This window comes from Cobetia sp. L2A1 (genome assembly GCF_009796845.1).
In the GTDB taxonomy this organism is placed as follows: Bacteria; Pseudomonadota; Gammaproteobacteria; order Pseudomonadales; family Halomonadaceae; genus Cobetia.
Window position 1 is genome coordinate 390,866 of sequence record NZ_CP047025.1, and the last position, 21,583, is coordinate 412,448.

15 protein-coding genes are annotated in these 21,583 nt (G+C 58.4%); 10 read left to right on the top strand and 5 right to left on the bottom strand.

Annotated elements, in window-relative coordinates:
- Window positions 1-100: 100 nt before the first annotated feature.
- The 4 genes from smc (at window position 101) to GQR90_RS01860 (ending at window position 7,899) form a co-directional block, all read left to right on the top strand.
- Window positions 101-3,613, top strand: coding sequence for a chromosome segregation protein SMC (smc, locus tag GQR90_RS01845; protein ID WP_158772642.1), 3,513 nt, complete (start codon window positions 101-103; stop codon window positions 3,611-3,613).
- 260 nt (window positions 3,614-3,873) lie between these two features.
- On the top strand, window positions 3,874-5,136 hold the full coding sequence (locus tag GQR90_RS01850) for a cell division protein ZipA C-terminal FtsZ-binding domain-containing protein (RefSeq protein WP_158772643.1): 1,263 nt from the start codon (window positions 3,874-3,876) through the stop codon (window positions 5,134-5,136).
- A gap of 310 nt (window positions 5,137-5,446) precedes the next feature.
- Window positions 5,447-7,519 carry an NAD-dependent DNA ligase LigA gene (gene ligA, locus GQR90_RS01855; protein ID WP_158775236.1) on the top strand — a complete coding sequence of 691 codons (2,073 nt, stop codon included), beginning with the start codon at window positions 5,447-5,449 and terminating at the stop codon, window positions 7,517-7,519.
- Window positions 7,520-7,620: 101 nt separating this feature from the next.
- On the top strand, window positions 7,621-7,899 hold the full coding sequence (locus GQR90_RS01860) for a YheU family protein (RefSeq protein ID WP_158775237.1): 279 nt from the start codon (window positions 7,621-7,623) through the stop codon (window positions 7,897-7,899).
- 147 nt (window positions 7,900-8,046) lie between these two features.
- Here GQR90_RS01860 and mnmC read toward each other — a convergent pair whose 3' ends face one another.
- From mnmC to GQR90_RS01875, 3 genes are all read right to left on the bottom strand, one after another.
- On the bottom strand, window positions 8,047-10,263 hold the full coding sequence (mnmC, locus tag GQR90_RS01865; RefSeq protein ID WP_442778534.1) for an FAD-dependent 5-carboxymethylaminomethyl-2-thiouridine(34) oxidoreductase MnmC: 2,217 nt from the start codon (window positions 10,261-10,263) through the stop codon (window positions 8,047-8,049).
- A 170-nt stretch (window positions 10,264-10,433) separates the two neighbouring features.
- On the bottom strand, window positions 10,434-10,733 hold the full coding sequence (locus tag GQR90_RS01870; RefSeq protein WP_158772644.1) for a YciI family protein: 300 nt from the start codon (window positions 10,731-10,733) through the stop codon (window positions 10,434-10,436).
- Window positions 10,733-11,317 carry a septation protein A gene (locus GQR90_RS01875; RefSeq protein ID WP_158772645.1) on the bottom strand — a complete coding sequence of 195 codons (585 nt, stop codon included), beginning with the start codon at window positions 11,315-11,317 and terminating at the stop codon, window positions 10,733-10,735. Before GQR90_RS01875 ends, GQR90_RS01870 begins: the two co-directional genes overlap by 1 nt.
- A gap of 255 nt (window positions 11,318-11,572) precedes the next feature.
- Between GQR90_RS01875 and GQR90_RS01880 the strand changes: the two genes are divergently transcribed.
- The 3 genes from GQR90_RS01880 (at window position 11,573) to GQR90_RS01890 (ending at window position 14,312) form a co-directional block, all read left to right on the top strand.
- Entirely contained in the window at window positions 11,573-12,643 is a 1,071-nt protein-coding gene (locus GQR90_RS01880) for a PHP domain-containing protein (RefSeq protein ID WP_233266388.1), read from the top strand.
- 66 nt (window positions 12,644-12,709) lie between these two features.
- Window positions 12,710-13,333 (top strand): L-threonylcarbamoyladenylate synthase, encoded by a 624-nt coding sequence (locus tag GQR90_RS01885; RefSeq protein ID WP_158772646.1) that lies wholly within the window; start codon window positions 12,710-12,712, stop codon window positions 13,331-13,333.
- A 187-nt stretch (window positions 13,334-13,520) separates the two neighbouring features.
- Window positions 13,521-14,312: a 5'-nucleotidase, lipoprotein e(P4) family gene (locus tag GQR90_RS01890; RefSeq protein WP_158772647.1), complete on the top strand. Its 792-nt coding sequence runs from the start codon at window positions 13,521-13,523 to the stop codon at window positions 14,310-14,312.
- A 132-nt stretch (window positions 14,313-14,444) separates the two neighbouring features.
- Here GQR90_RS01890 and GQR90_RS01895 read toward each other — a convergent pair whose 3' ends face one another.
- Both GQR90_RS01895 and GQR90_RS01900 read right to left on the bottom strand, forming a co-directional pair.
- Window positions 14,445-15,449 (bottom strand): ion transporter, encoded by a 1,005-nt coding sequence (locus GQR90_RS01895; protein ID WP_158772648.1) that lies wholly within the window; start codon window positions 15,447-15,449, stop codon window positions 14,445-14,447.
- A 107-nt stretch (window positions 15,450-15,556) separates the two neighbouring features.
- Entirely contained in the window at window positions 15,557-16,555 is a 999-nt protein-coding gene (locus tag GQR90_RS01900; protein ID WP_158772649.1) for a CYTH domain-containing protein, read from the bottom strand.
- A 488-nt stretch (window positions 16,556-17,043) separates the two neighbouring features.
- On the opposite strand from GQR90_RS01900, the gene GQR90_RS01905 reads away from it, so the two are divergent.
- From GQR90_RS01905 to argA, 3 genes are all read left to right on the top strand, one after another.
- Complete coding sequence (locus tag GQR90_RS01905; protein WP_158772650.1) at window positions 17,044-17,724, top strand: TIGR00153 family protein; 681 nt, start codon at window positions 17,044-17,046, stop codon at window positions 17,722-17,724.
- Between the two features lie 40 nt (window positions 17,725-17,764).
- Complete coding sequence (locus tag GQR90_RS01910) at window positions 17,765-19,048, top strand: inorganic phosphate transporter (RefSeq protein ID WP_158772651.1); 1,284 nt, start codon at window positions 17,765-17,767, stop codon at window positions 19,046-19,048.
- A 200-nt stretch (window positions 19,049-19,248) separates the two neighbouring features.
- The gene (gene argA / locus GQR90_RS01915) at window positions 19,249-20,559 is read left to right on the top strand and encodes an amino-acid N-acetyltransferase (protein ID WP_158772652.1); all 1,311 of its coding nucleotides are present in this window, start codon (window positions 19,249-19,251) and stop codon (window positions 20,557-20,559) included.
- The last annotated feature ends 1,024 nt before the right edge of the window (window positions 20,560-21,583 follow it).

The window sequence follows — 21,583 nt, forward strand, 5'->3', positions numbered from 1 at the left end:
GGCCACCGCCGCTTTTGGGTAGACTGCGCGCTGGTTTTTCAAAATTACCTTCGTCAGACCCTTTTTTCATGCTTTAGACCTCAAGGACGCGCCAGGCGCAATGCGGCTCAAATCGATCAAGCTGGTCGGCTTCAAATCTTTTGTCGATCCAGTCACCGTGCCCTTCGACAGCAACATGACGGCGATACTCGGCCCCAACGGCTGCGGTAAATCGAACGTCATCGATGCCGTGCGCTGGGTCATGGGTGAGTCCAGTGCCAAGAACCTGCGCGGTGAGTCGATGACGGATGTCATCTTCAATGGCTCTACCGGTCGCAAACCGGTCGGTCAGGCCTCCGTCGAGCTGACCTTCGACAACGCTGACGGTAGTCTCGGTGGCGCCTGGTCCGAGTACGCCGAGATATCCGTCAAGCGTCTGGTGACGCGTGACTCTCAATCCGGCTACTTCCTCAATGGCCAGAAGTGCCGTCGCCGTGATATCGCCGATGTTTTCCTCGGTACCGGACTTGGCCCGCGTTCCTACTCCATTATAGGGCAGGGCATGATCTCGCAGCTGATCGAGGCCCGCCCCGATGACTTGCGCGGTACCCTTGAGGAAGCGGCCGGCATCTCCAAGTACAAGGAGCGCCGCCGCGAGACCGAAAGTCGCATGAAGCGCACCCAGGAAAACATGGAGCGCCTCGATGACCTGCGTGAGGAACTCGACAAGCAGCTCGAACGTCTCAAGCGTCAGGCGGAAGCGGCGCGGCGCTATCAGACCCTCAAGCAGGACGAATACCGTCTCAAGGGCGAACTGGCCGTGCTGCGTCGCCGTGGGTTGCGGGCACAGCAGCGCGATCAGCAATCTCGCGTTACCGAGCTTGAAACCGGCGTCGAGCGCGAGATTCTCGGTCAGCGCCAGAGCGAGAGCCAGCTGGAAGAGCAACGCTACCAGCACGATGAGCTGGCCGGTGAGTTGGAAACGCATCAGACCGCCTTCTACGAGACGGGCGCCAAGATCGCGCGTCTTGAGCAAAGCCTGGAACACGCCCGCACGCGTGAGCAGCAATTGGCGGCTGATCTTGAGGTGGCGCGTCGCGAGCTCAGCGATGTGCAACGTATCGAGGGTGAGGACGGTGAGCGTCTGGAGATGATCGACGCACGCCTCGAAGACATTGCGCCCGAGCTTGAGATGGCGCGTGAGACGCTTGAAGGGCTCGAACTGTCACTGGAAGAGGCCGAAGAGCGGCGTCAGGACAGCCAGAGCGAGTGGGAGCGTTTCAGTCAGGTTGATAATGAAGCCCAACGTGGTGCCGAGCGTGCGCAGAGTGAGATCCAGCAACTCGAGAGCGCTATTGCCGAGGCTGAACGTCAACGCGAACGTCGTCGTCAGCAACTTGGCGAGCTGCCTGACGTGGCTGAATTACGTGAGACGCGCGAAGAATTGCGCGAGCAGCTCGACGAATTGATGCTCATGGGTGAGTCGCTTGAGTCCCGCCGTGAACAGGCCAGCGACACGCGTGAGCAGGCACAGGCCAATCGCCTCGCGCTAGATGCCGAGCGCGACCAGCTACGTCAGCGCCGTAACGTACTGCAGGGTGAGAAGGCATCGCTTGAAGCGCTGATAGAGGCCGCGCTACGTGATGATGATGATTCGCTGGCCACGCACCTGCACACACATGGCCTGTCTCAGGCGCCAGCGCTGGCCGAAGGGCTGGAGGTCGATGCTGGCTGGGAGTCTGCCAGTGCCTGGGTATTGGGGCCCTTCCTGCGTGCCCGTATGGCTGATGCTGATCGGCCGCTGATGGCAGAGCTGTTGTCAGGGTTACCTGGCGGCGAGCTGTTGATGATCGACACGTCCAGCAGCGACACTGCCCCCGCGGGCACACTCGCCGCACGTATCAAGGGCGCTGATGCGCTGAATGGCTGGCTCGCTAGCATCCAGTGTGTCGAGACGCAGGCGGCTGCCTGGCAGTGTCGTGACGCGCTGGCCGTGCATGAAAGTGTACTGACACCGGATGGCCTGTGGTTGGGCCGTGGTTGGAGTCGTCGTCAGGTAGCTGGTGAACGTGCCGATAGCGTGATTGCCCAGCGTGCGCGTCTTGAGCAGGTCACGCTTGAGCTGGAATCGCTGGATGCTCGTCTTGATGATATCGACGTGCGGCTGGCAACTGCTGCCGAGCAGATCGGGGCCGCCGAAGGTGCGCTCGAAAATCTGCGCGTCGAGGAGCGTGAGCTGAGTGAACGTCAGCGTGAATTGAGCCTCAAGGAAGCAGGGCTCGCCAGCCGTCTCGAACATGTCGATGGTCGTGCGCGTGAGCTCGATGAAGAGCTCGCACAACTGGCTGAAACACGCGAAAACCACGCACTGACGCTGGAAGAAGCCCGTGAACGCTGGCAGCAAGCGCTGGAGTCGGTCGAGAGCAACGCGCAATCGCGTGAGACGCTGGAGCAGTCGCGGCGTGATCATCAGGGCGCACTGGCGGGGCTCCGTGCACAGCAGGCGCCGGCGCGAGAGCAGGTCAGCCGTCTCGACATGGAACGCCAGCGTCTGGTGACTGAGCGTGACGGTATGCAAGGTCAGCGAGCGCGAGCGAGTGAGCAGCGCGAAAAGCTGGCAGAACGCATCGAATTGCTTGAAGCCAGTCGTGAAGAAACGGCATTGCCGCAGGAAGAAGAGCGTGAACAGCTGGAAATGTTGCTCGAAACGCGGCTTTATCAAGAAACCAAGCTAAACGCCTGTCGTGATAAGACTCATGAATTAGTCGAACAGATGCGGCAGGCTGAGCAAGCCCGCCAGAACCACGAACGTAATCTGGAAGGCATTCGTCAACGGCTTGAAGAAGGGCGCATGCAGGTGCAGGCGCTCACACTCAAGGCCGATGCACAGGACGAGCAGTTGGTAGAGCTGGGCTACGACGAGGCCGCAACAGGGCTTCTCGAAGAAGGGTTGGACTCCAATGCTACCGAGTCTGCCTGGACTCACAATCTTGAGCAGATTGGTGAGCGCATCAAGCGTCTCGGCGCTATCAACCTGGCGGCCATTGAGGAGTATGACCAGCAGGCTGAGCGCCGTAACTACCTTGAGGCTCAGCATGCTGAGCTTACCGAGGCGCTGGAAACGCTCGCACGTGCCATTCGCAAGATTGATCAGGAAACACGGGTGCGATTCAAGGATACCTTCGACAAGGTCAATGCGGGAATCCAGCTTCTTTTCCCGAAGATCTTCGGTGGTGGAGCGGCGTGGTTGACGCTGACAGGTGATGATTTGCTTGAGACAGGCGTGGCGATCATGGCGCGTCCTCCCGGCAAGAAAAACTCTACCATTCATCTGTTGTCAGGGGGCGAGAAAGCACTGACAGCACTTGCGTTGGTATTCGCTATCTTCCAGCTCAATCCGGCGCCATTCTGTATGCTTGATGAAGTGGATGCACCGCTGGATGATGCGAACGTCGGTCGTTATGCCAGACTGGTGAAAGAGATGTCAGAAAGCGTACAGTTCATCTATATCACGCATAACAAGATAGCGATGGAAGCGGCTGATCGCCTTATGGGGGTTACCATGCAGGAACCTGGTGTCTCGCGGCTGGTCTCTGTAGGGATAGAAGAAGCTGCGATACTCGCCGAAGCTTGAGATAAAAGCTGCGCAAGAGGGCAAGGTCATCCTCTTGCGCAGTAGCCGGTGGCCGGACTTGCGGCCTAGTTGGCAAAATCTTGTTGCACGGAGTGATCGAAAGCACTACGACTTTGCGTCATAGTGTCAGTCAGGGATAATTGAAGGGCGATTGCGTAGGTCACCACCACAGGATTGACATTCGAAAAAATGTCCCCTTTTTCTGCAATCGCGCTATGCTGTTCACGTGCATGGTGCCCAAGCAAACAGGCTAATGACCCATGGAATTGAGAGAGTGGCTCATCTTGTTGGGGTTGGTGCTCGTCGCAATCATCGTCGTTGATGGTGTGCGCCGGCTTCAGCGTCAACGTCGAGTACCCCGTCTAGATAGAGTGGGTACAACGGAGTCTACCGATGCTGCCAATGCGGCAGCGGCAGAAGAGGTAGATGACGAGATAGTAGAAAAGCGCGACAACTGGGAGCTGCCAAACGGCGGTTACCGAGTGATTGGTGATGCTGAGCAGCATGACGAGGCAGAGGATGACGACTCTGTACTCGACAATGCGCATGGTATCAAGGCATCGCGGGTGACTCAGCCGAGTCGTCCCGCGGAGCGCATGGAGAGACGCGAAGCACCGGAGCGCAAGGGCCTTGGCCAACGTGCTGCGGCGTTTGGCGCACGTGCGAGCCAGTCGATGCGCGACGTTACGGCCAGTCTGGGTTCACGCCGTGAAGACGAGGATGCCGGCGATAACGTTCATCGTGAGCCAGCACTGCATGATGAGAAAAGCAAAGCTGCCGATCATGATGCTGTCTCTCATGACCATGAAGACGGTCCGAGCATCTCTGCTTCACGTGCTGATAATCTCGAACCGATGGCAGAGACGCCGGCGACAGAAGCTTCTACAGCATCGTCGTCTGATACATCTGGTGTCAGAGCGACCTCTGCCCGTAAAGAGCCGGTGCTTGAAGGGCAGTCTGCCTCTAGCGCTGCAGCAACAGCAGACGTTGAATCAGAGGCGGTTGATGAGCGTCACCCGCTGGTGATTCGTGCCGAGCGCAACAAGGTCGATGATGCGCTAGCCCGCGATATGCTGGCGGATGCCAGTGAGGTGATCATCATATCCGTGATGGCACGTGGCGATTCAGGGTTTAGCGGTGAAGACGTACTGGGCGTATCATTGGCCTGTGGTCTGCGTCACTCCAACATGGGGCTGTTCATGCGCCATGAAGAAGATGATGACGGTAGCCCGCTGCAATTTGCGATGGCCAATGTGGTCAAGCCGGGTATCTTTGATCCGGCGGAGATGGTCGATAGTCAGCTGGATGGTGTGACCTTCCTGATGCCGCTGCCGGGCGCAGACGATACTTCAGCCGCGTTCGAGACCATGGTCGAGATCGCCATGCTGCTGGTCCGTCGTCTGGGCGGTGAACTGAAAGACGAGAACCACAGCGTGATGACTGCACAGACGATCGAATTCAAACGCCAGCAGGTGCACGAGTTCGAGCGTCGTAACCGTCTGCATCGTTATCAAGCCAATTGAGACAGGCCAATTGAGTGTCTGAGTCAGCAAGTCTGTCATGATGCCAACGGCGACCTTCGGGTCGCCGTTGGCGTTTCTGGCATCTCAAAAGGTGCTCCATGGCGCTTGAGTATTCGGTCTGCCAGTCGCATTGAGTACAATGGCAACATCATGGCGACTGGTTGGCATTTAGCTGTCACGTCGTCACCCGCTTTCAGGTTCTGTCAGTGCCCGGATATGTAGGGCGTTGTCGGTACCGCCGTTTCGAGTGAGTGTCATGTCAGCTCAGGATGATCTGTTTTCCACCTCCATCGTCGATGAATCCGCTGCCATGCAGAGTATGCCCGCGGAGCTTCGTACTGAAGTCGAGCGTCTGCATGTCGAGCTGATCGAGGCTAGCCATCGCTATTACGTGCTGGATGACGCGACGCTGACTGACGCCGATTACGACACCCGTTTGCGCCGCCTCGAAGAGATTGAGGCCGAGTATCCGCAGCTGGTGACGTCTGAGTCACCGACTCAGCGGGTGGGTGCTGCACCGGCTATCGGTTTCGATGAAGTCAAGCATGCTGTGCCGATGCTATCGCTCAACAATGCTTTTGATGGCGATGAGCTACGCGCCTTCGTACAGCGGGCGGCCAAGACGCTGGAGCTGCGTGACGGCAGCCAGCTAAGCTTTTGTTGCGAACCCAAGCTTGATGGTCTTGCGGTATCGCTGATCTACGAAGAAGGCGTGTTTGTCCAGGGTGTGACGCGTGGCGATGGCCGCACAGGTGAGGGCATTACCACCAATCTGCGCACGATTCGCTCTATCCCGCTCAAGCTGCGCGGCGAGAACCTGCCTGCACTGCTGGAAGTGCGCGGTGAGGTCTACATGAGTCATGCCGGCTTTGAGGCACTCAATGCGCGCGGTCGTGACGAGGAAGGCAAGGTATTCGCCAATCCGCGTAACGCAGCTGCTGGTAGTTTGCGTCAGTTGGACTCCACTATCGCGGCATCTCGTCCATTGGAATTCTGTGCCTATCAGGTCGCGCGCCTCGACGAGTCACTGCTGGCCAGTGATGCTGGCAGTCGCCACTCTGGTTTGATGGCACTGCTCAATGATTATGGCTTCCGCACCAGTCCGCAGCTTGAGGTGGTCAGCGGGGCCGAGGGCATCATCAACTATACGCAGCGCCTCGGTGAACGGCGTGATGGGCTTGATCACGATATCGATGGTGCGGTCATCAAGATTGATGAGCTGCGTTTGCAGCGCGAGTTGGGCTTCGTGGCACGCGCCCCGCGCTGGGCCATCGCTTACAAGTACCCGGCGCAGGAGCAGGAAACCACACTGGAAGGCGTCGACTTCCAAGTGGGACGTACCGGCGCGTTGACCCCCGTCGCGCGGCTGGCGCCGGTGCAGGTGGCAGGTGTGGTGGTCTCCAATGCCACCCTGCACAACATGGATGAAGTCGAGCGACTGGGCGTGCACATCGGTGATCGAGTCATCATTCGTCGTGCAGGCGACGTCATTCCGCAGGTTGTACGCGTTGCGCAAGAAGGTGAGAGTCGTGAGGCTATCGTGCTGCCGGACGGCTGCCCGGTGTGTGGCTCCGAGATCGAACGACTTGAAGGTGAAGTCGTGGCGCGCTGCGCCGGTGGCTTGATCTGTGCGGCCCAGCGCAAGGAAGCGCTCAAGCACTTCTCCAGCCGCAAGGCACTGGATGTCGATGGACTTGGCGAAAAGCTGATCGAGCAACTGATCGAGCGTGAGCTGGTCAAGACACCTGCTGATCTATTCGCACTGGATGCCGCGACGCTGGCCGAACTGCCGCGCATGGGCGAGAAGTCAGCCACCAATCTGGTCGCATCGCTCGACAAGAGCCGTCATACCACGCTGGCACGCTTTGTCTATGCACTGGGTATCCGTGAAGTGGGTGAGGCTACGGCCGCAAGCCTCGCTGCGCATTTCGGTACGCTTGAAGCGTTACGTGCCGCGGATCAGGTAGCACTGGAAACAGTGGATGATGTGGGGCCCATCGTGGCGGCGCATATCCATACCTTCTTCGCACAGCCGCATAACAATGAGACTCTTGAGGCATTGTTGGCCTGTGGACTGAAGTGGGAAGAAGTCGAGATCGGGGAGCGGCCACAGCCGCTGGCCGGGCAGACCTGGGTGCTGACAGGCAGTCTGGAGAGCATGACGCGTGACGAGGGCAAGGCCCGCCTGCAGGCGTTGGGTGCCAAGGTCGCGGGCAGTGTCTCGAAGAAGACCGCTGGCGTGGTCGCCGGTGCTGCTGCCGGTAGCAAGCTTGAAAAGGCCATGCAGCTGGGCCTTGCCGTACTGGATGAAGACACCTTCGTCGCGCGGCTTGCTGAATGGGAGTCGGGTGACACGAATGCTGCAGAAGGAGTGGATGCATGAGTACGGATACGCTGAACGAAACATCGCAAGGTTTGCCTGCCTCCTCACATAGCGCTTCAGATGACCAGAAGGTGCCCATGAGTCAGATGCCACTTGACCAGATGGACCCGCGTGACCGTTTCATCGAGGTGCCGTCGAGCATGTTGCTTGCCGAGACACGTCGTGCCTTGCTGGAAACCTTCGTTACTCGTCAGGGCTATGACACCACGGATGTGGGGGAAGGCATGGCCGGTTGGGTTGCGGAGCTTGAAGGCCAACTATCGCGTGGAAAACTGATGATCGTCCACGACATCGGTACTGAATCCACCGAAGTGATGACGCTGGAGCAATGGCAGTCTTTCGGTCGCCAGTTGGCAGATGATGAGGAAGAAGGTGACTGAGCCTGAGCTTGAGTTTGAGCTTGAGTCTGTGGTGATCGGAGCAGATGTTGCCTGAACAGGGTGTATCAATCTGTATAAAAAAAGATGCCCTTGGCTTGCGCCAGGGGCATCTTTTTTCAGTCTCACGTGACGTCAGGTCGTTTCATGTCAGCGGCGCTGAATGATGTCGCGAATCAGGCGGCGGCCGGGGTGCAGGTGGTCGGCTAGCTCACGCTCCAGTGGTAATGGCTCACCACACATCTGAGCGGCGATCAGCTCAGCGCACAGTGGCGCCGTCGTGAACCCACGTGAGCCGTGAGCGGTAGAGAGCCACAATCCCGGTAGATGAGCGCCGCTGAGCTGGGGGACGCGTCTCTTGGCATCAAAGGCCAGCGCTGCGTAGTCAGTACGCCATGCGTCAGCATCGGGGGCCGGGCCGGCAAGCGGGCTCTTGTCGGGGCTGGCGGCGCGCCAGGCGACGCGTCCTTGCCACTCGTCCGCTTCCAGCGATGTTCCCCGTGCATGCTCCCAGTCACTGACGAAGGCGGGCAGGGCGCTTCTCAATTCCGCGACGTTCGCGTCATGATCGCTCTGGCGCACGGCATCATCCGTATCCTTGGGTGCAAATGTCGCGCCGAAGCTAAGCGTCAGGCTGCCATCAGCATGCTGCCGGCAAGGCGAGATGTAGCCACCAGCACACACCACGCTATTGAGCGCGGGGAGCTGACTGACTTGCTCGGCAGGGACCATAATCTCGCTGACCTGACCACGAATGGGTTGAAGTGGTAAATGTGCCAATGGTGCCAGCAGCGAAGTCTGTTCGCCTAGCGCGACGATCAGTTGGTCAACGTGTAGCTGATGCCCTTCGCTGTCTTCCAGTTCCCACACCGTACCTTGCGTATCACTTCGTTGGCGGAGGGTGTGAATGCGCGCCTGATGGAAGTGGATACCACTGACGGCGGCGAGATGCTGGCACAGGGCAGCAGGACGTACCCAGCCCGCGACCGGATAGAAGAGGCCAGCATGGGCGATATCACTGCCGGCCAGCTGGCTGGCTTCTGAGGCGCTCACACCCTTCACCAGTGCATCGGGCAGCGAGTGCTGTTCCAGAAAGCGCTGTTGACGCTTTAGCTCGCGTGGACTGGTGGCAAGCTGCAGCACACCACTGGCTGACCACAGGGCCTGCTCGGGGTCGAGCTGTTCCAGCCAACGACGGCTGTATTGCAGCGCAGCCAGCTGGAAACGGCTGGCGTGGTTGGTCTCCGCGGCCAGTTTGACGTAGAGCGCACCCTGAGAATTACCGGACGCGCGAGCGCCCGGCGCCTCTGCATCAATCAACGTGACCGTGAAGCCGCGACGCGCGAGTGCTTCAGCGCAGCTGGTGCCTGCAATGCCAGCGCCAAGCACCGCAATGCGTGTATTGGCATCAATTGGCGCAGGCTGTGGAGGTTGGGTCCACGGCTGTTCGGTCCGCAGCGGATGCAGAGCGCCGCGAATGGCGCATGCGTTATTCGGGACTTCATCCTGCACATCATCCGATTGCAGCCCCATCAGTTCGGCGCGTGCCGTGGCGGTTACCTCGTCCAGTTCTCCGCAGATCATCTCGCGCTTCATGCCGTGGCCGGCCACCTTGCGCCAGACGAAGCCAGCGGCACGCAGGCCACGACGTACGAAGCCTGCTGCAGTGAAGGTGGCGAAGGTGGCGCTGGGACGTGAGACGCCTGCCATCGCTGCAAATAGCTCGGGCGACCACATCTCGGGATTCTTCGATGGTGAAAATCCATCAAGGAACCAGGCATCGACGCCTCCCTCCAGCCGCGAGAGCCGCTCGACCGCATCACCGAAATGCAGATCCAGCGTGATGCGCGCATCCAGCTGCAGGCGATGCACGCCCACTATTGAGGCTGGCCATTGCGCTGTCAGTGTTTCAGCCAATGACGCGAGGTCGGGCCATGCTGACAGCGCGCGGCGCAGATCATCGGCACGCATTGGATGCTTTTCCACCGAGACGACATGCAGACGTGCCTCAGACGGTGCCGTTGCCAGGAAGCGCTGTGCAGCACATAGGATATTGAGGCCGGTGCCGAATCCCGTTTCACCAATCACGAACGGGCGGGATTCCTGCCAGCTGGCAAAGCGCTCGCTGAGGTGATTGCTGTCGAGAAAGACATGCACTGTCTCGGCGCGACCATCGTGGATCGAGAAGTAGACATCGCCGTACTCCGTTGCCTGTGGTGAAGTTTCATCCCATTCAAGTTTGGCCTCTTCCAGTGCTGCCAGCGGTGCCAGTACTGTTTTCGGCACGACGCCGGGTGCCGTCACTGAAGGAATGGCATCGGGAGCCTTGAGAGCAGGTGCAGGCGAGGGAGTAGGACGATCGTTCACGGGCGTTCCTGACTAAGGGAAAGGCGGGGGAGAGGCTGCATGACGGGCAGTGCTGGCGGTTCGCTGTCATCAGCTACATGTCATGGGCTACAACGCAGACGACGGACAGCAAGGCCGTCCGTCGTCTATGAGATCAGTTGCCACAAGATCTCGGGTTTGGCACACAAAGGCTAGGGTAGCGTTTGCTTGAAAGGCTTCACTTCGGCGCTGGCGTAAACACCGGCGATGACGAAGGGGTCGGCATCGGCCCATTTCTGTGCATCTTCCAGCGAATCGAATTCAGCAATGATGACGCTACCACTGAAGCCGGCTTCACCCGGTGCTTCGCTGTCGATGGCCGGATTGGGGCCCGCGATAACCAGGCGACCGGCATCCAGCAGTGCTTCCAGACGTGCCAGATGCGGCGGGCGAGATGCCATGCGCGCTTCCAGGCTACCTTCAACGTCCTGACAAACAATGGAATACAGCATCACGAATCATCCTTTTGGCGGGGAGAATTAGAGTTTGAAGCATCGTCCTGTGGCGCTTGTACCATGTGGCGAGACAGATAGACGCCCTGAATGAGTACAAATAGCAGGGTCAGACCGAGCATGCCAAACAGCTTGAAATCGACCCAGACGTCTTCGGAGTAGTGGCTGAAGACGTAGATATTCAGTCCGCCCATGGCTAGGAAGAAGACCACCCATGCCAGATTGAGCCGGTGCCAGATGGCACGCGGCAGCTGGATGGCCTTCTCCATCATGCGCTCCACCAGCGGCTTGCCACCGAAGAGCGGCGAGAGCAGGAAAGCGACCGCAAACAGCCAGTTCACTACGGTTGGCTTCCACTGAATGAAGGAGCTGTTACCGAACAGCACGGTAGCACCGCCCAGCACTACGACCAGAGCGAGCGTCACCAGCTGCATTTTCTCAACCCGTTTGTGACGCCAGTAGATATAGAGCACCTGGGCGAGCGTCGCGGGTATCAGTACTGCGGTTGCCATGATCATGTCGCCGGTCATCTTGTAGACGACGAAGAAGATCACGATCGGCAGAAAGTCGAGCAACATCTTCATGGGGGTCACACACTCCTGAACACAACGGCACAGCCGTCGGGAAGGCAAGGGCTTGCGCGAGTGGTATCCTGTGGGTACCGGTGGCGAGCTCTTGCCTGCATGTGCTCATTCTGCCGCCATTGCTGCCTGCTGACAAAGCCCGTGTGGCCAAGAAAGGTCATGCGGCAGTCAACACTGCCCCTGACGCCTGCCTTGGATGCCTGTTTCTGAAGCATGAGCCCCAAGGCGAAATGCGTTTATTTCGAGAGGTTCCCCGTGTCCGACGACGTGTCTGCTGTTTCACCGACGTCCCCGTCATCCGATACCCGTGATATCGATGTCGCAGCTGTGCAGCCGCCCGAGCTGTCACAAGCTCCCGCGCAAGAACTGTCATCAACATCGGCACAGGAGATACCCAAGGTACAGCCGCGGCCTCTGCCGAAGCGCTTCGAGTCCGATATCGAAGTTCCGGATATCGATTTGCACATGCACTCGACAGCTTCTGATGGTGGCATGGCGCCTGCGGATCTGGTCGCGCTGGTCGCACGTCGTGGCCTGTCGCGCATGTCGTTGACCGATCACGACAGCATGGAAGGCATCTTCGAAGCACAGCAAGCTGCTGCCGAGTGGGGTATTTCCTTGTTGCCGGGTTGTGAGCTGTCGGTACGTTGGCGCAATCAGACCATTCATATCGTGGCGCTGATGCCGGACGGTGCAGGTGATGCCCTGAGCGCTGGCCTTGTGCAGCAGCATGAGGCGCGTGAGCGGCGCAGTCATGAGATCGCGACGCGCATGGAGAAGATTGGCCTCGACAATGCCATGGAGCGTGCCCGTGAGCAGGCCACATTGAATGGCTCTGGTGATCGCCCGTTATCGCGTCCTGACTTTGCGCGCGCGCTGGTGGAAGCGGGTATCGCGCGTAACCTGCAGGACGCTTTCAAGCGCCACCTTGGCTCCGGCCAGAAGGGAGACGTCAAGGCGCATTGGCCCGAGATGGAGGAAGCGGTGGGCTGGGTGCGGGCTGATGGCGGTGTTGCAGTAATGGCGCACCCGATGCGCTACAAGCTGACCCGTACCAAGCGGGGTGAGCTGTTGCGAGACTTCATTGCTGCCGGTGGCGAAGCTGCGGAGCTGGTCAGTGGCTTCCAGAACATTGATCGCGCACGTGATCTGGCGCGTCAGCTTGATGAGCTGGGCATGTATGCCTCTGTCGGCAGCGATTTTCACTTCCCAGGTGGACCACTGGCACCAGGTAGCATGAGCCCGCCGCCGCGTACCAAGGTACCGCCAGTATGGTGTCATCCACGGCTGGCGCCCTTTTTTGATGCTCCCATCGCCACCATATGATATCGAGAACCTTCTGAGACCTGCATGTTACCGTCAGACATGCAGTCCTGACGCAAGGAGCGCCATATGAGCCAATTTTTCCAGATTCATCCTGACAATCCGCAGAAGCGCTTGATCGATCAAGCCGTTGCCATCATCCAGCAAGGCGGTGTCATCGCCTATCCGACCGATTCCGGCTACGCGCTGGGCTGTCACCTGGGTGAGAAAAAGGCCATCGAGCGTATCAAGCGTCTGCGTCAGCTCGACGATAAGCACAACTTCACGCTGATGTGCTCTGATCTTTCCGAAATCGGCACCTACGCCAAGGTTGATAATGCAGTCTTCCGGCTGCTCAAGAGTCACACGCCGGGTGCCTATACCTTCATCCTGCAGGCCACGACTGAAGTGCCGCGTCTGCTGCTTCACCCCAAGCGTCGCTCCATTGGGGTACGCGTGCCGGACCATGCCATCACGCATTCACTACTGGAAACGCATGGTTCAGCGCTGATGAGTGTGACGCTGATCCCACCGGGTGAAGCCTTGCCGATGACCGACCCGGAAGTGATTCGGGAGCGTTTCGGTCACGCACTGGACCTGATCATCGATGGTGGTGCCTGTCGTCTGGAAGCCACCAGCGTGATTGATCTGCGCGAGCTTCCGCCAGTCATCGTGCGCGAAGGGCGAGGTGATATCTCGAATTTCGTCGAGTGATACTTCATGCGTCAGCAGCATGAGGAGTTGCGAGGCATGCTAGAAGGGCAAGTCGGTGCGCGCATGGCGCAGGACGAGCGCAGATGGCCGGATATCGCACGTGGCGAGAGAGGCATGAAGATTAATGATAGCATTCGCATGTTTTCATAATTTTATGGAATGAAGCTTGCGCCGCGGAGGGCTATCCATGTTGAACACTGTCTCACGTCAATTGAGTGTCTTGTTTGTTGCTGGAATGGGCGTTGCGGGGCTGAGTCTATCGGCTGCTAGCCAAGCGGATACGACGATGGATGCCACGGCTGAACACTGCGCCCCGGCAGCTTATGCCATGGCGCTGCGTTATCAGCAGCAATCTGCTGAGGTGGCTGCTCTGCAGCGTCAGAGCTATGCCCTGGCGACGCGTCAGTTGGAGCAGCTACTGGCCGCGCGTGATAGCAGCAAGCCTGCCGCGATCATGACGGATCTTGACGAGACGGTGATCGATAATTCGGCGCTGCTGGTGCGTGACCTCAAGGCCTGCCATGACTTTACTGGCTGGGATACCTGGAAAGCGTGGGAGCGTGAGGGCACGCCGAGCCTGATTCCCGGCGCCAAGGATTTCCTTGAATATGCTGCCTCAAAGGATGTGGCGATCTATTACGTGTCTGATCGCTATGAGGAGAACAAGGACGCTACGCTGGCCACTTTGAGTGCGTTGGACCTGCCTGAAGTCGATGATGAGCATGTTCGCCTGCTGGGTCCGAGCAAATCGGTACGCCGTCAGAGCATCGCAGAAGACCACGATATCGTGATGCAGTTGGGCGACAGCCTGCACGATTTCTCTGATGCATTCTCTTCCAAAGAACAGGATCAGCAAAAATCACTGGTAGAAGAACAGGCAGCGCATTTCGGCAAGGATTGGATCATGTTGCCGAATGCTTCCTACGGTAGCTGGAGCAAGGCCTCGTTGACGTCTTGGGACAAGCCATTTACCCAGTAAGCCGTCTCTCAGCAGAAGCCTTTCGGTATCTGCTTTGCTGTCACTGTCTTTCAGTACCAGCTTGTGACGTAAAACGCCCCGCGACCTTTCGGTCGCGGGGCGTTTTCATATCTGGCGGACCATCTGGCCTGCTCAGCTGCGGTCCAGATTGGGCGGTTCTGCTGCAGGTGGCTCGGTTTCATCGGTTGATTGAAGCTCGGGCCCGGGCTCCGGTTCTGGCTCACGTGGGTCACGCGTATCTTCATCCAGCCAGGTACCGCAGTGCTTGCAGTACTTGGCATTGCGATCATGGCCTTCACGGCCACAGCCCGGGCAGGCTTCATCGCTGGTCTGCTGCATGCGCAGGCCATTGATGACCTCTGCCGAGAAGACGCCAGTGGGTACAGCCAGAATCGAGTAACCGAGGATCATCATCATCGCCGAGATGAACTGTCCCAGCGGTGTGATCGGCGCAATATCGCCGTAGCCGACGGTCGTCAGTGTCACCACTGCCCAGTAAAGCGCCTTGGGGATGGAGGTGAAGCCGGCTTCCGGTGGCTCGATCAGATAGATGAGCGCACCAAACACCGTGATGATGCTGAGCACGGTGATGAAGAACAGCAGGATCTTGCGGCGGCTGCGCGCCAGTGCCTCGACCAGCATGCGTCCCTCGCCGACAAAGGCCATCAGGCGTAATACGCGGAACAATCGCAGTACCCGCAACACGCGTACGACCAGCAGCGCCTGCGCACCGGGAATCAACAGCGATAGCCATGTCGGCGCGATGGAGAGCAGGTCGAGCACACCGTAGAAGCCTTTCGCCCAGGTACCGGGATGCTTGAGGCAGTAAAGGCGAACGGCGTACTCCAGCGTGAAGATGATCGTGAAGGACCATTCCAGAATACTGAACAATTCGCCGTACTGCGCGTTGAGCGACGGCACGCTGTCGAGCATGACCACCGCGACGCTGGCGAAGATCATCACGATCAGGCCAATATCAAATGCCTTGGCCGCCGGTGTGTCAGATTCAAAGATCCAGTGGAATAGTCGGGCGCGAAAGCGGCCAGTGGCAGGCTCGAAACCGCTGGCGCGTGTCGGTGACGACTCGACATGCGAGGTGCCGCCATACTGGTTGGCCGGACCTTGACGCTCTGGCATGGGCAAAATCCTTCAGTCACCGCCGTGCTGTCTGCACGGCGGAAGAATAAGAGAGGCGTACCTCCCCGAGTGAGTGGAAAGGAGCGCGAGAGGCTGGCTCAGCGAGATCAGTCGCGCAAGGCGGCGAGCAGCGACAGGCTGTGCTGACCGAAAGCCAAGGTGGCCCAGGCGGTCTCTGTGCCGAGGCTTTGCTCTAGCGCTTCGACGAGTGCTACAGCATGAATGTGTCCACGGTGCTGGCTGGCGGCCAATCGTGACGCCAGTGCCGAGACGGCCGCTAGCGCATGGGTCAGCCAGCGCTCGCCATCCTGAGATTGGCGATCGGCATGCGCATCGAGAGCATCTATGGCGACGGCAAGCAGGGCGCGTGGATCTGTCGTGTCCAGAGTACGTTCATGCCAGTCGTTGTCCCGCAATGCAGCGCCGCGTCGAGCCTTGCTGGCGTCTGCCGGACGCAGTGCCAGTCGACTGGCCAGTGCGTCAGCCAGTGTCCACAGCACTGCCTCACGCGTCTCGGCGGACAACGGCTTGTCGGGAGAGAGAGAGTCGCCACCGGTCAGCTCCAACTCGAGCTCCTGAATCGAGACCGCGCGTCCTTCAACCTTGACGGTGCCAAGGTCGAGCGCCAACTCGACCCCGACACATCCCCCCGCGACGTCGATCTCGATCTGCCATGCATGGCGTTCGAAATCAGTGCTGAAGGTCGGTGAGAGTGCGGTGAGCAGCTGTTCGCGCGAGGCCTCATTCAGCGCTTGCAGCGGCGGTAGTGCGCGTAGGCCATCGAGATCAAGCGTGGTATTGCCTTCAGGTAGCGTCCATTCCCACTCACCACGTGAATGCAGTCCGCCGTGGCTTTCGCCGCTGGTCTTCAGGGTTTGTCGTAGCAGCGTAGGGCTATCGGCATCCTTGCCACTGCGCCGCAACCGCAGCGCCATGCGCGCACGCTCCATGGCATGTTCGGGCGTATCGAAGTAGGTATTGGCCAGCCAGTGACGCTTGGGCGTGATGCCAGTGAGTTCGGGAATACTGGATAAGGTCTCCAGCAGAGACTGGCGATCGACAACCGGCTGCGATAGCGCAAGCTTGAGTTCAATTTCCTGGGCCATGATGGAACTCCGCGAACAGACAATAAAAAGAAGACAGGGGAGGCTGACGTGGTCTCGGCTCGAGAAGCCGCGCGCGATGACTGCGCTGGTGTAAATGCCGAGATAGCGTCAGGAGGTGCCCATGGCGCTCATGCTCGCGCCTGACCGATGGCAAGGCAAGCACGGCGACCGTTCTCTACCAAGGTGGCTGTGCAAGGAAGCGTCATAAACCATGATTTGATGACAATATGATGACAGGTAAATGACATGGACTGCCTGTGAACAAGGCCTTGGCCATACTGGATAAAGATGCGATATGCGAGTGATTGAGGGTCCCGCCGATGTACGACAATTTTTTCTCAGAGTCATCCTTACGCCTCTCTGACTGCTGCTGATGTTGCGGAAATCACAACAGCAAGACGGTGTTGTGACGCCATGATGAAAGTGATGTGATCACTTCACAGCCTTTGCTACACTCCGCGCGTCAATCCTTAACGCCGACGGCCACTATGGTAACGACCAACCCTTTTTCTTCGATGTTCGGGCGCTCGCCTTTCAAGGCGCTGCACACCCACATCATCAAGACCGATGACTGCGCCAAGCACTTGCTGACATTCTTTGACGCCTGTGAAAAGGGCGACTGGGATCAGGCGGCTAGCATTCGTCAGACCATCAGCAAGCTTGAGCGTGAAGCCGATGAGCTGAAAACACAGCTACGTCTCAATCTGCCCAACTCGCTGTTTCTTCCGGTGTCGCGTTCCGACCTTCTCGAGCTGATCCATGTCCAGGATTCCATCGCGAATGTCACCAAGGACATCGCCGGTATCATGCTGGGCCGCCGCATGCAGATTCCTGAAACGCTGGTGCCCGCCATGCGTATCTATCTGCGGACTGCGGTTGAGTCGGTTTGCCAGGCGCGACGTGCGCTGGGTGAGCTTGAAGATCTGGTTGAGTCTGGTTTCGGACGCAACATGAGCGTGCTGGTCGAAAAGCTGATCAACGAGCTGCATGAGCTCGAGAAGCAGTCTGACGAACAGCAGATAGAGATTCGACAGACGTTGTTTTCTCTGGAAGCCAACCTCCCTCCGGTCGACGTGATCTTCCTCTACAAGATTATCGACTGGGTTGGTGATGTCTCCGACCAGGCTGAAAAAGTCGGTACCCGACTGCAGATCCTGATGGCGCGCTAAGCGCTTTTGGGACGTCCTGCCATCTGCTCAAGAGTTCCCTATGTCCATCATTGCTCAATACGGCGATGTCCTCGTCATCCTTGCCTGTGTGTTTGGTTTCTTCATGGCATGGGGTGTCGGTGCGAATGATGTTGCCAATGCCATGGGTACATCGGTCGGTTCCAAGGCCATTACCATCAAGCAGGCGATTCTTATCGCCGTCGTGTTCGAATTTCTAGGCGCCTGGCTGGCCGGTGGCGAAGTCACCGAAACCATCCGCAAGGGCATCATTGATCCCTCTCTGTTGGTCGAAAACCCGCAATACTTGGTCTATGGCATGTTGGCCTCGTTGCTGTCGGCGGGTATCTGGCTGATGATCGCTTCCATGAAAGGTTGGCCGGTCTCCACCACCCATTCCATCGTCGGCGCCATCGTGGGTTTTGCCGCGGCAGGTTTGGGTGTGGATGCAGTGCAGTGGGACAAGGTTGGGCAGATTGCCGCTTCCTGGCTGGTATCACCACTGCTGGCAGGTTCCATTGCCTTCGTGCTGTTCAAGTCCGTGCAGACGCTGATCTTCGATAACGAAGATCCGTTTGCGGCTGCCAAGCGCTATGTGCCGATGTACATGTTCCTGGTCGGCTTCATCATTGCGATGGTGACGCTGGTCAAGGGCCTCAAGCACGTTGGGCTGAACCTGAACTTCGAGTCCAGTCTGCTGCTCTCCATCATGATCGGTGCCATCGTCATGGGTATCGGTGTGTTGATGGAACGCAAGGTCGCGCGTTCACGCCTCAAGGAGAAGAACCGCGCCACGGGTGACGACTTCGACTTCAGCGGCGTAGAGAAGATCTTCGGGCTGTTGATGATGTTCACGGCCTGTGCGATGGCCTTCGCACATGGTTCCAACGATGTGGCCAATGCGGTTGGTCCGTTGGCAGCCATCATCAGCGTGGTGGACTCCGCCGGTCAGATTGACGCCAAGGCCAGCATGCCGTGGTGGGTACTGGTGCTGGGCGGCGGCGGTATCGTCTTCGGTCTGGTTACCTATGGTCGTCGTGTCATCGCTACCGTCGGTTCTGGTATCACTGAGTTGACACCATCCCGTGGTTTTGCCGCCACACTGGCCGCCGCCTCGACCGTGGTACTGGCATCGGGCACCGGGCTGCCTATCTCTACCACTCACACCCTCGTCGGTGCAGTGCTGGGTGTAGGCCTGGCACGTGGCATGGCAGCCCTCAACCTGCGCGTGATCGGCACCATCGTCATGTCGTGGCTGATCACCCTGCCGGCAGGCGCGATTCTGTCGATTCTGTTCTTCTTCATGTTCAAGGGCATGTTCGGCTGAGCCGACGTCCGCGAGTGAAGTCAGACAGCACGCAGTGAGCAAGACAAGAAAGGCGACCCAAAGGTCGCCTTTCTTGTCTCTGGCTCTCGCTGCTCGCCGTGCGGCCCGCGGCGCTGATATGATGCGATGAGGTCGATGGCCATGATGGATGCTTCATCGGCATGTTCTTTTTCATTCTCCCTCCTGCCCGGAGCTGGCTCTTGAACACGCGTTTCCCCTTCGCGGACTGGTTTCGCAATTCCTCGCCCTATATCAACGCTCATCGTGGGCGCACCTTCGTCATTTTGATCGAGGGTGACGCCCTGTCTTCCTCACGACGAGCACAGCTGATTCAGGATCTGGCGCTACTACACACGCTTGGCGTTCGCCTGGTGGTGGTATTCGGCGTTCGGCCACAGGTGAAGGATGCACTGGATGCCGCAGGGATTGAGGCTGAGCGTCACAAGGGTCGCTGGGTCGTCACACGGGAAATTCTGGGGCACCTGGAGCAGCAGGTGGCTACGTTGCGCCTGCGCCTGGAGGCCAGTCTATCGCTGGGTCTGCCTAATACACCGCTGCATGGCGTCGAGCTCACTGCTATCTCGGGCAACCTGGTGATGGCCAAGCCGCTGGGTGTACGTGATGGTATCGACTTCCTGCACGGGGGTGAGGTGCGACGTGTGCGCAGTGAAGCCATTCAAGGGTTGCTCTCTCAGCAGGCGATCGTCGTGCTGCCCCCATTGGGGTTCTCCAGTACGGGTGAGGTGTTTGATCTGGATGCCGCCGAGGTTGCGGAGCATGCGGCTATCGCGCTGGCGGCAGACAAGCTCATCCTGTTGGGTGAAGGCGAGGGGCTATTGGGTGACGATGGTGAACTGTTGCGTCAGCTCAATCCTGATGAAGCTGCTGCGCTGGCACCGCCGCGTGAGGATGATAGCGAGCTATCACGCCACTTGGCAGCCGCCTGTGGCGCCGCACGGCATGGTGTTGGGCGCACTCACTTGCTGAGTTGGCGTGATCGAGATGCCCTGTTGGGTGAGCTATTCACCCGCGATGGTATTGGCACGATGATCACGCGTCAGGGCTATGAGCAGCTGCGCAAGGCGCGTCTCGAGGATGTGGGTGGTTTGCTTGCGCTGCTCGGGCCGCTGGAACAGCGTGGCATCCTGGTTGCCCGTTCTCGCGAACGTCTTGAACATGAAATTGACGATTACGTAGTGCTGGCGCGCGATGGCATGATCATCGGCTGTGCCGCACTGCATGTCAGTCGTGATGCCCAGATGGGTGAGCTTGCGTGTGTGGCCGTGCACGATGATTATCGACGCGGTCAGCGCGGCGAGCAATTGCTGACGGATATCGAGCTACGTGCGCGCCGTGCGGGGCTGACTCGGCTATACGCACTGACGACGCATACTGTTCACTGGTTCATTGAGCATGGTTTCGCGTCTGCTGCGCTTGAGGATCTACCGCCCATGCGACGTGAAGCCTATAACTCGGCGCGTCAGTCCAAGGTGTTGCTCAAGACACTTTAACGAATCGCGTATTTCCGGCACCCGATGTGTGTTTGTCCTTCTGTCTTCTGGAGGGTGAGCCGGCATCGGGTGTTTTGCATAGTAACGTTGCACTTTCACTACAGCGCTTCATTTTATGTCTTGCAAGAGAGACGTTATAAGGTGTTGATATATATCTATAAAATGGGATGCTACGGATTCGTGTTGTCAATTTGCGACAAATGAGAGGCAAAAACAGACCAATATCTCGGCTAGAGGCCACTTTACCAGTTTCGCAATCATTGTATTTTTTTAAGTTATTGATTTTTAAAGCATTTTGTAATTTATGGCACGTTGCTAGCTATGTATATCGTGAGCCAGAGTTAGCGGCCGTATGACTCGCCCTATCTCTGGCCTGACAGCGATGACGGTACTCACTACCCTGTGCGCCCCGTGATCGCTGTCAGGCCAAGCGTCTGCTCCACGCGTTGTGTGACTTCAGGTTGCGATGAGACAGGTACGGCCCTTCGTGGGCAAGGAAAGTATCTTGAGGGCAAGGATGCCCGGGCATGGATGCCCGATACCGGATGCGGTGGTTGTCTGATTGTGCCGCCGTCATCTCAAGATTGACTGTTGATGCTTTCTGTTTGGTTCAAGCGTGAGTCATGAAAGCGCTTTGCTAAACAAAGGTTTCAACGTGTGGCATTGCGATGTGTTGCCCCCTGCTTCACATCCGATAGGGAGCGCGGACCTCGTCCGTAGTGAATGTCGGCTAACCTGGAACGACCACCAGGTGATGTTCTTTTCTCCCGGACCTGACAGGCAGACCACCTGACAGGCCCACCAATCACAATGTGTCTCCAGGTATTAGAGGCATGTTGTGATGACTGACCCTTCAGTTCCCTGCGTACTTGGGCCGGCTCTGCCGGCCCTCTTTTTTTGTGCATCACACTGTACGTCTAACGATGATGGGTCATCGACTTCATCATAAATACCGGCCAAGAGGCTGTCTGTCTCGTGGCGGGGTAATGGTTTAAATAAGAATCATCTTTATTAACGAACTGGC

Coding starts and splice junctions, on each gene's coding strand:
- GQR90_RS01885 (WP_158772646.1), top strand. CDS start 12,710: ATGAGCCAATTTTTCCAGATTCATCCTGACAATCCGCAGAAGCGCTTG.
- GQR90_RS01860 (WP_158775237.1), top strand. CDS start 7,621: ATGGACCCGCGTGACCGTTTCATCGAGGTGCCGTCGAGCATGTTGCTT.
- ligA (WP_158775236.1), top strand. CDS start 5,447: ATGCAGAGTATGCCCGCGGAGCTTCGTACTGAAGTCGAGCGTCTGCAT.
- smc (WP_158772642.1), top strand. CDS start 101: ATGCGGCTCAAATCGATCAAGCTGGTCGGCTTCAAATCTTTTGTCGAT.
- GQR90_RS01895 (WP_158772648.1), bottom strand. CDS start 15,449: ATGCCAGAGCGTCAAGGTCCGGCCAACCAGTATGGCGGCACCTCGCAT.
- GQR90_RS01870 (WP_158772644.1), bottom strand. CDS start 10,733: ATGCTGTATTCCATTGTTTGTCAGGACGTTGAAGGTAGCCTGGAAGCG.
- GQR90_RS01900 (WP_158772649.1), bottom strand. CDS start 16,555: ATGGCCCAGGAAATTGAACTCAAGCTTGCGCTATCGCAGCCGGTTGTC.
- GQR90_RS01910 (WP_158772651.1), top strand. CDS start 17,765: ATGTCCATCATTGCTCAATACGGCGATGTCCTCGTCATCCTTGCCTGT.
- GQR90_RS01905 (WP_158772650.1), top strand. CDS start 17,044: ATGGTAACGACCAACCCTTTTTCTTCGATGTTCGGGCGCTCGCCTTTC.
- GQR90_RS01850 (WP_158772643.1), top strand. CDS start 3,874: ATGGAATTGAGAGAGTGGCTCATCTTGTTGGGGTTGGTGCTCGTCGCA.
- GQR90_RS01890 (WP_158772647.1), top strand. CDS start 13,521: ATGTTGAACACTGTCTCACGTCAATTGAGTGTCTTGTTTGTTGCTGGA.
- GQR90_RS01875 (WP_158772645.1), bottom strand. CDS start 11,317: ATGAAGATGTTGCTCGACTTTCTGCCGATCGTGATCTTCTTCGTCGTC.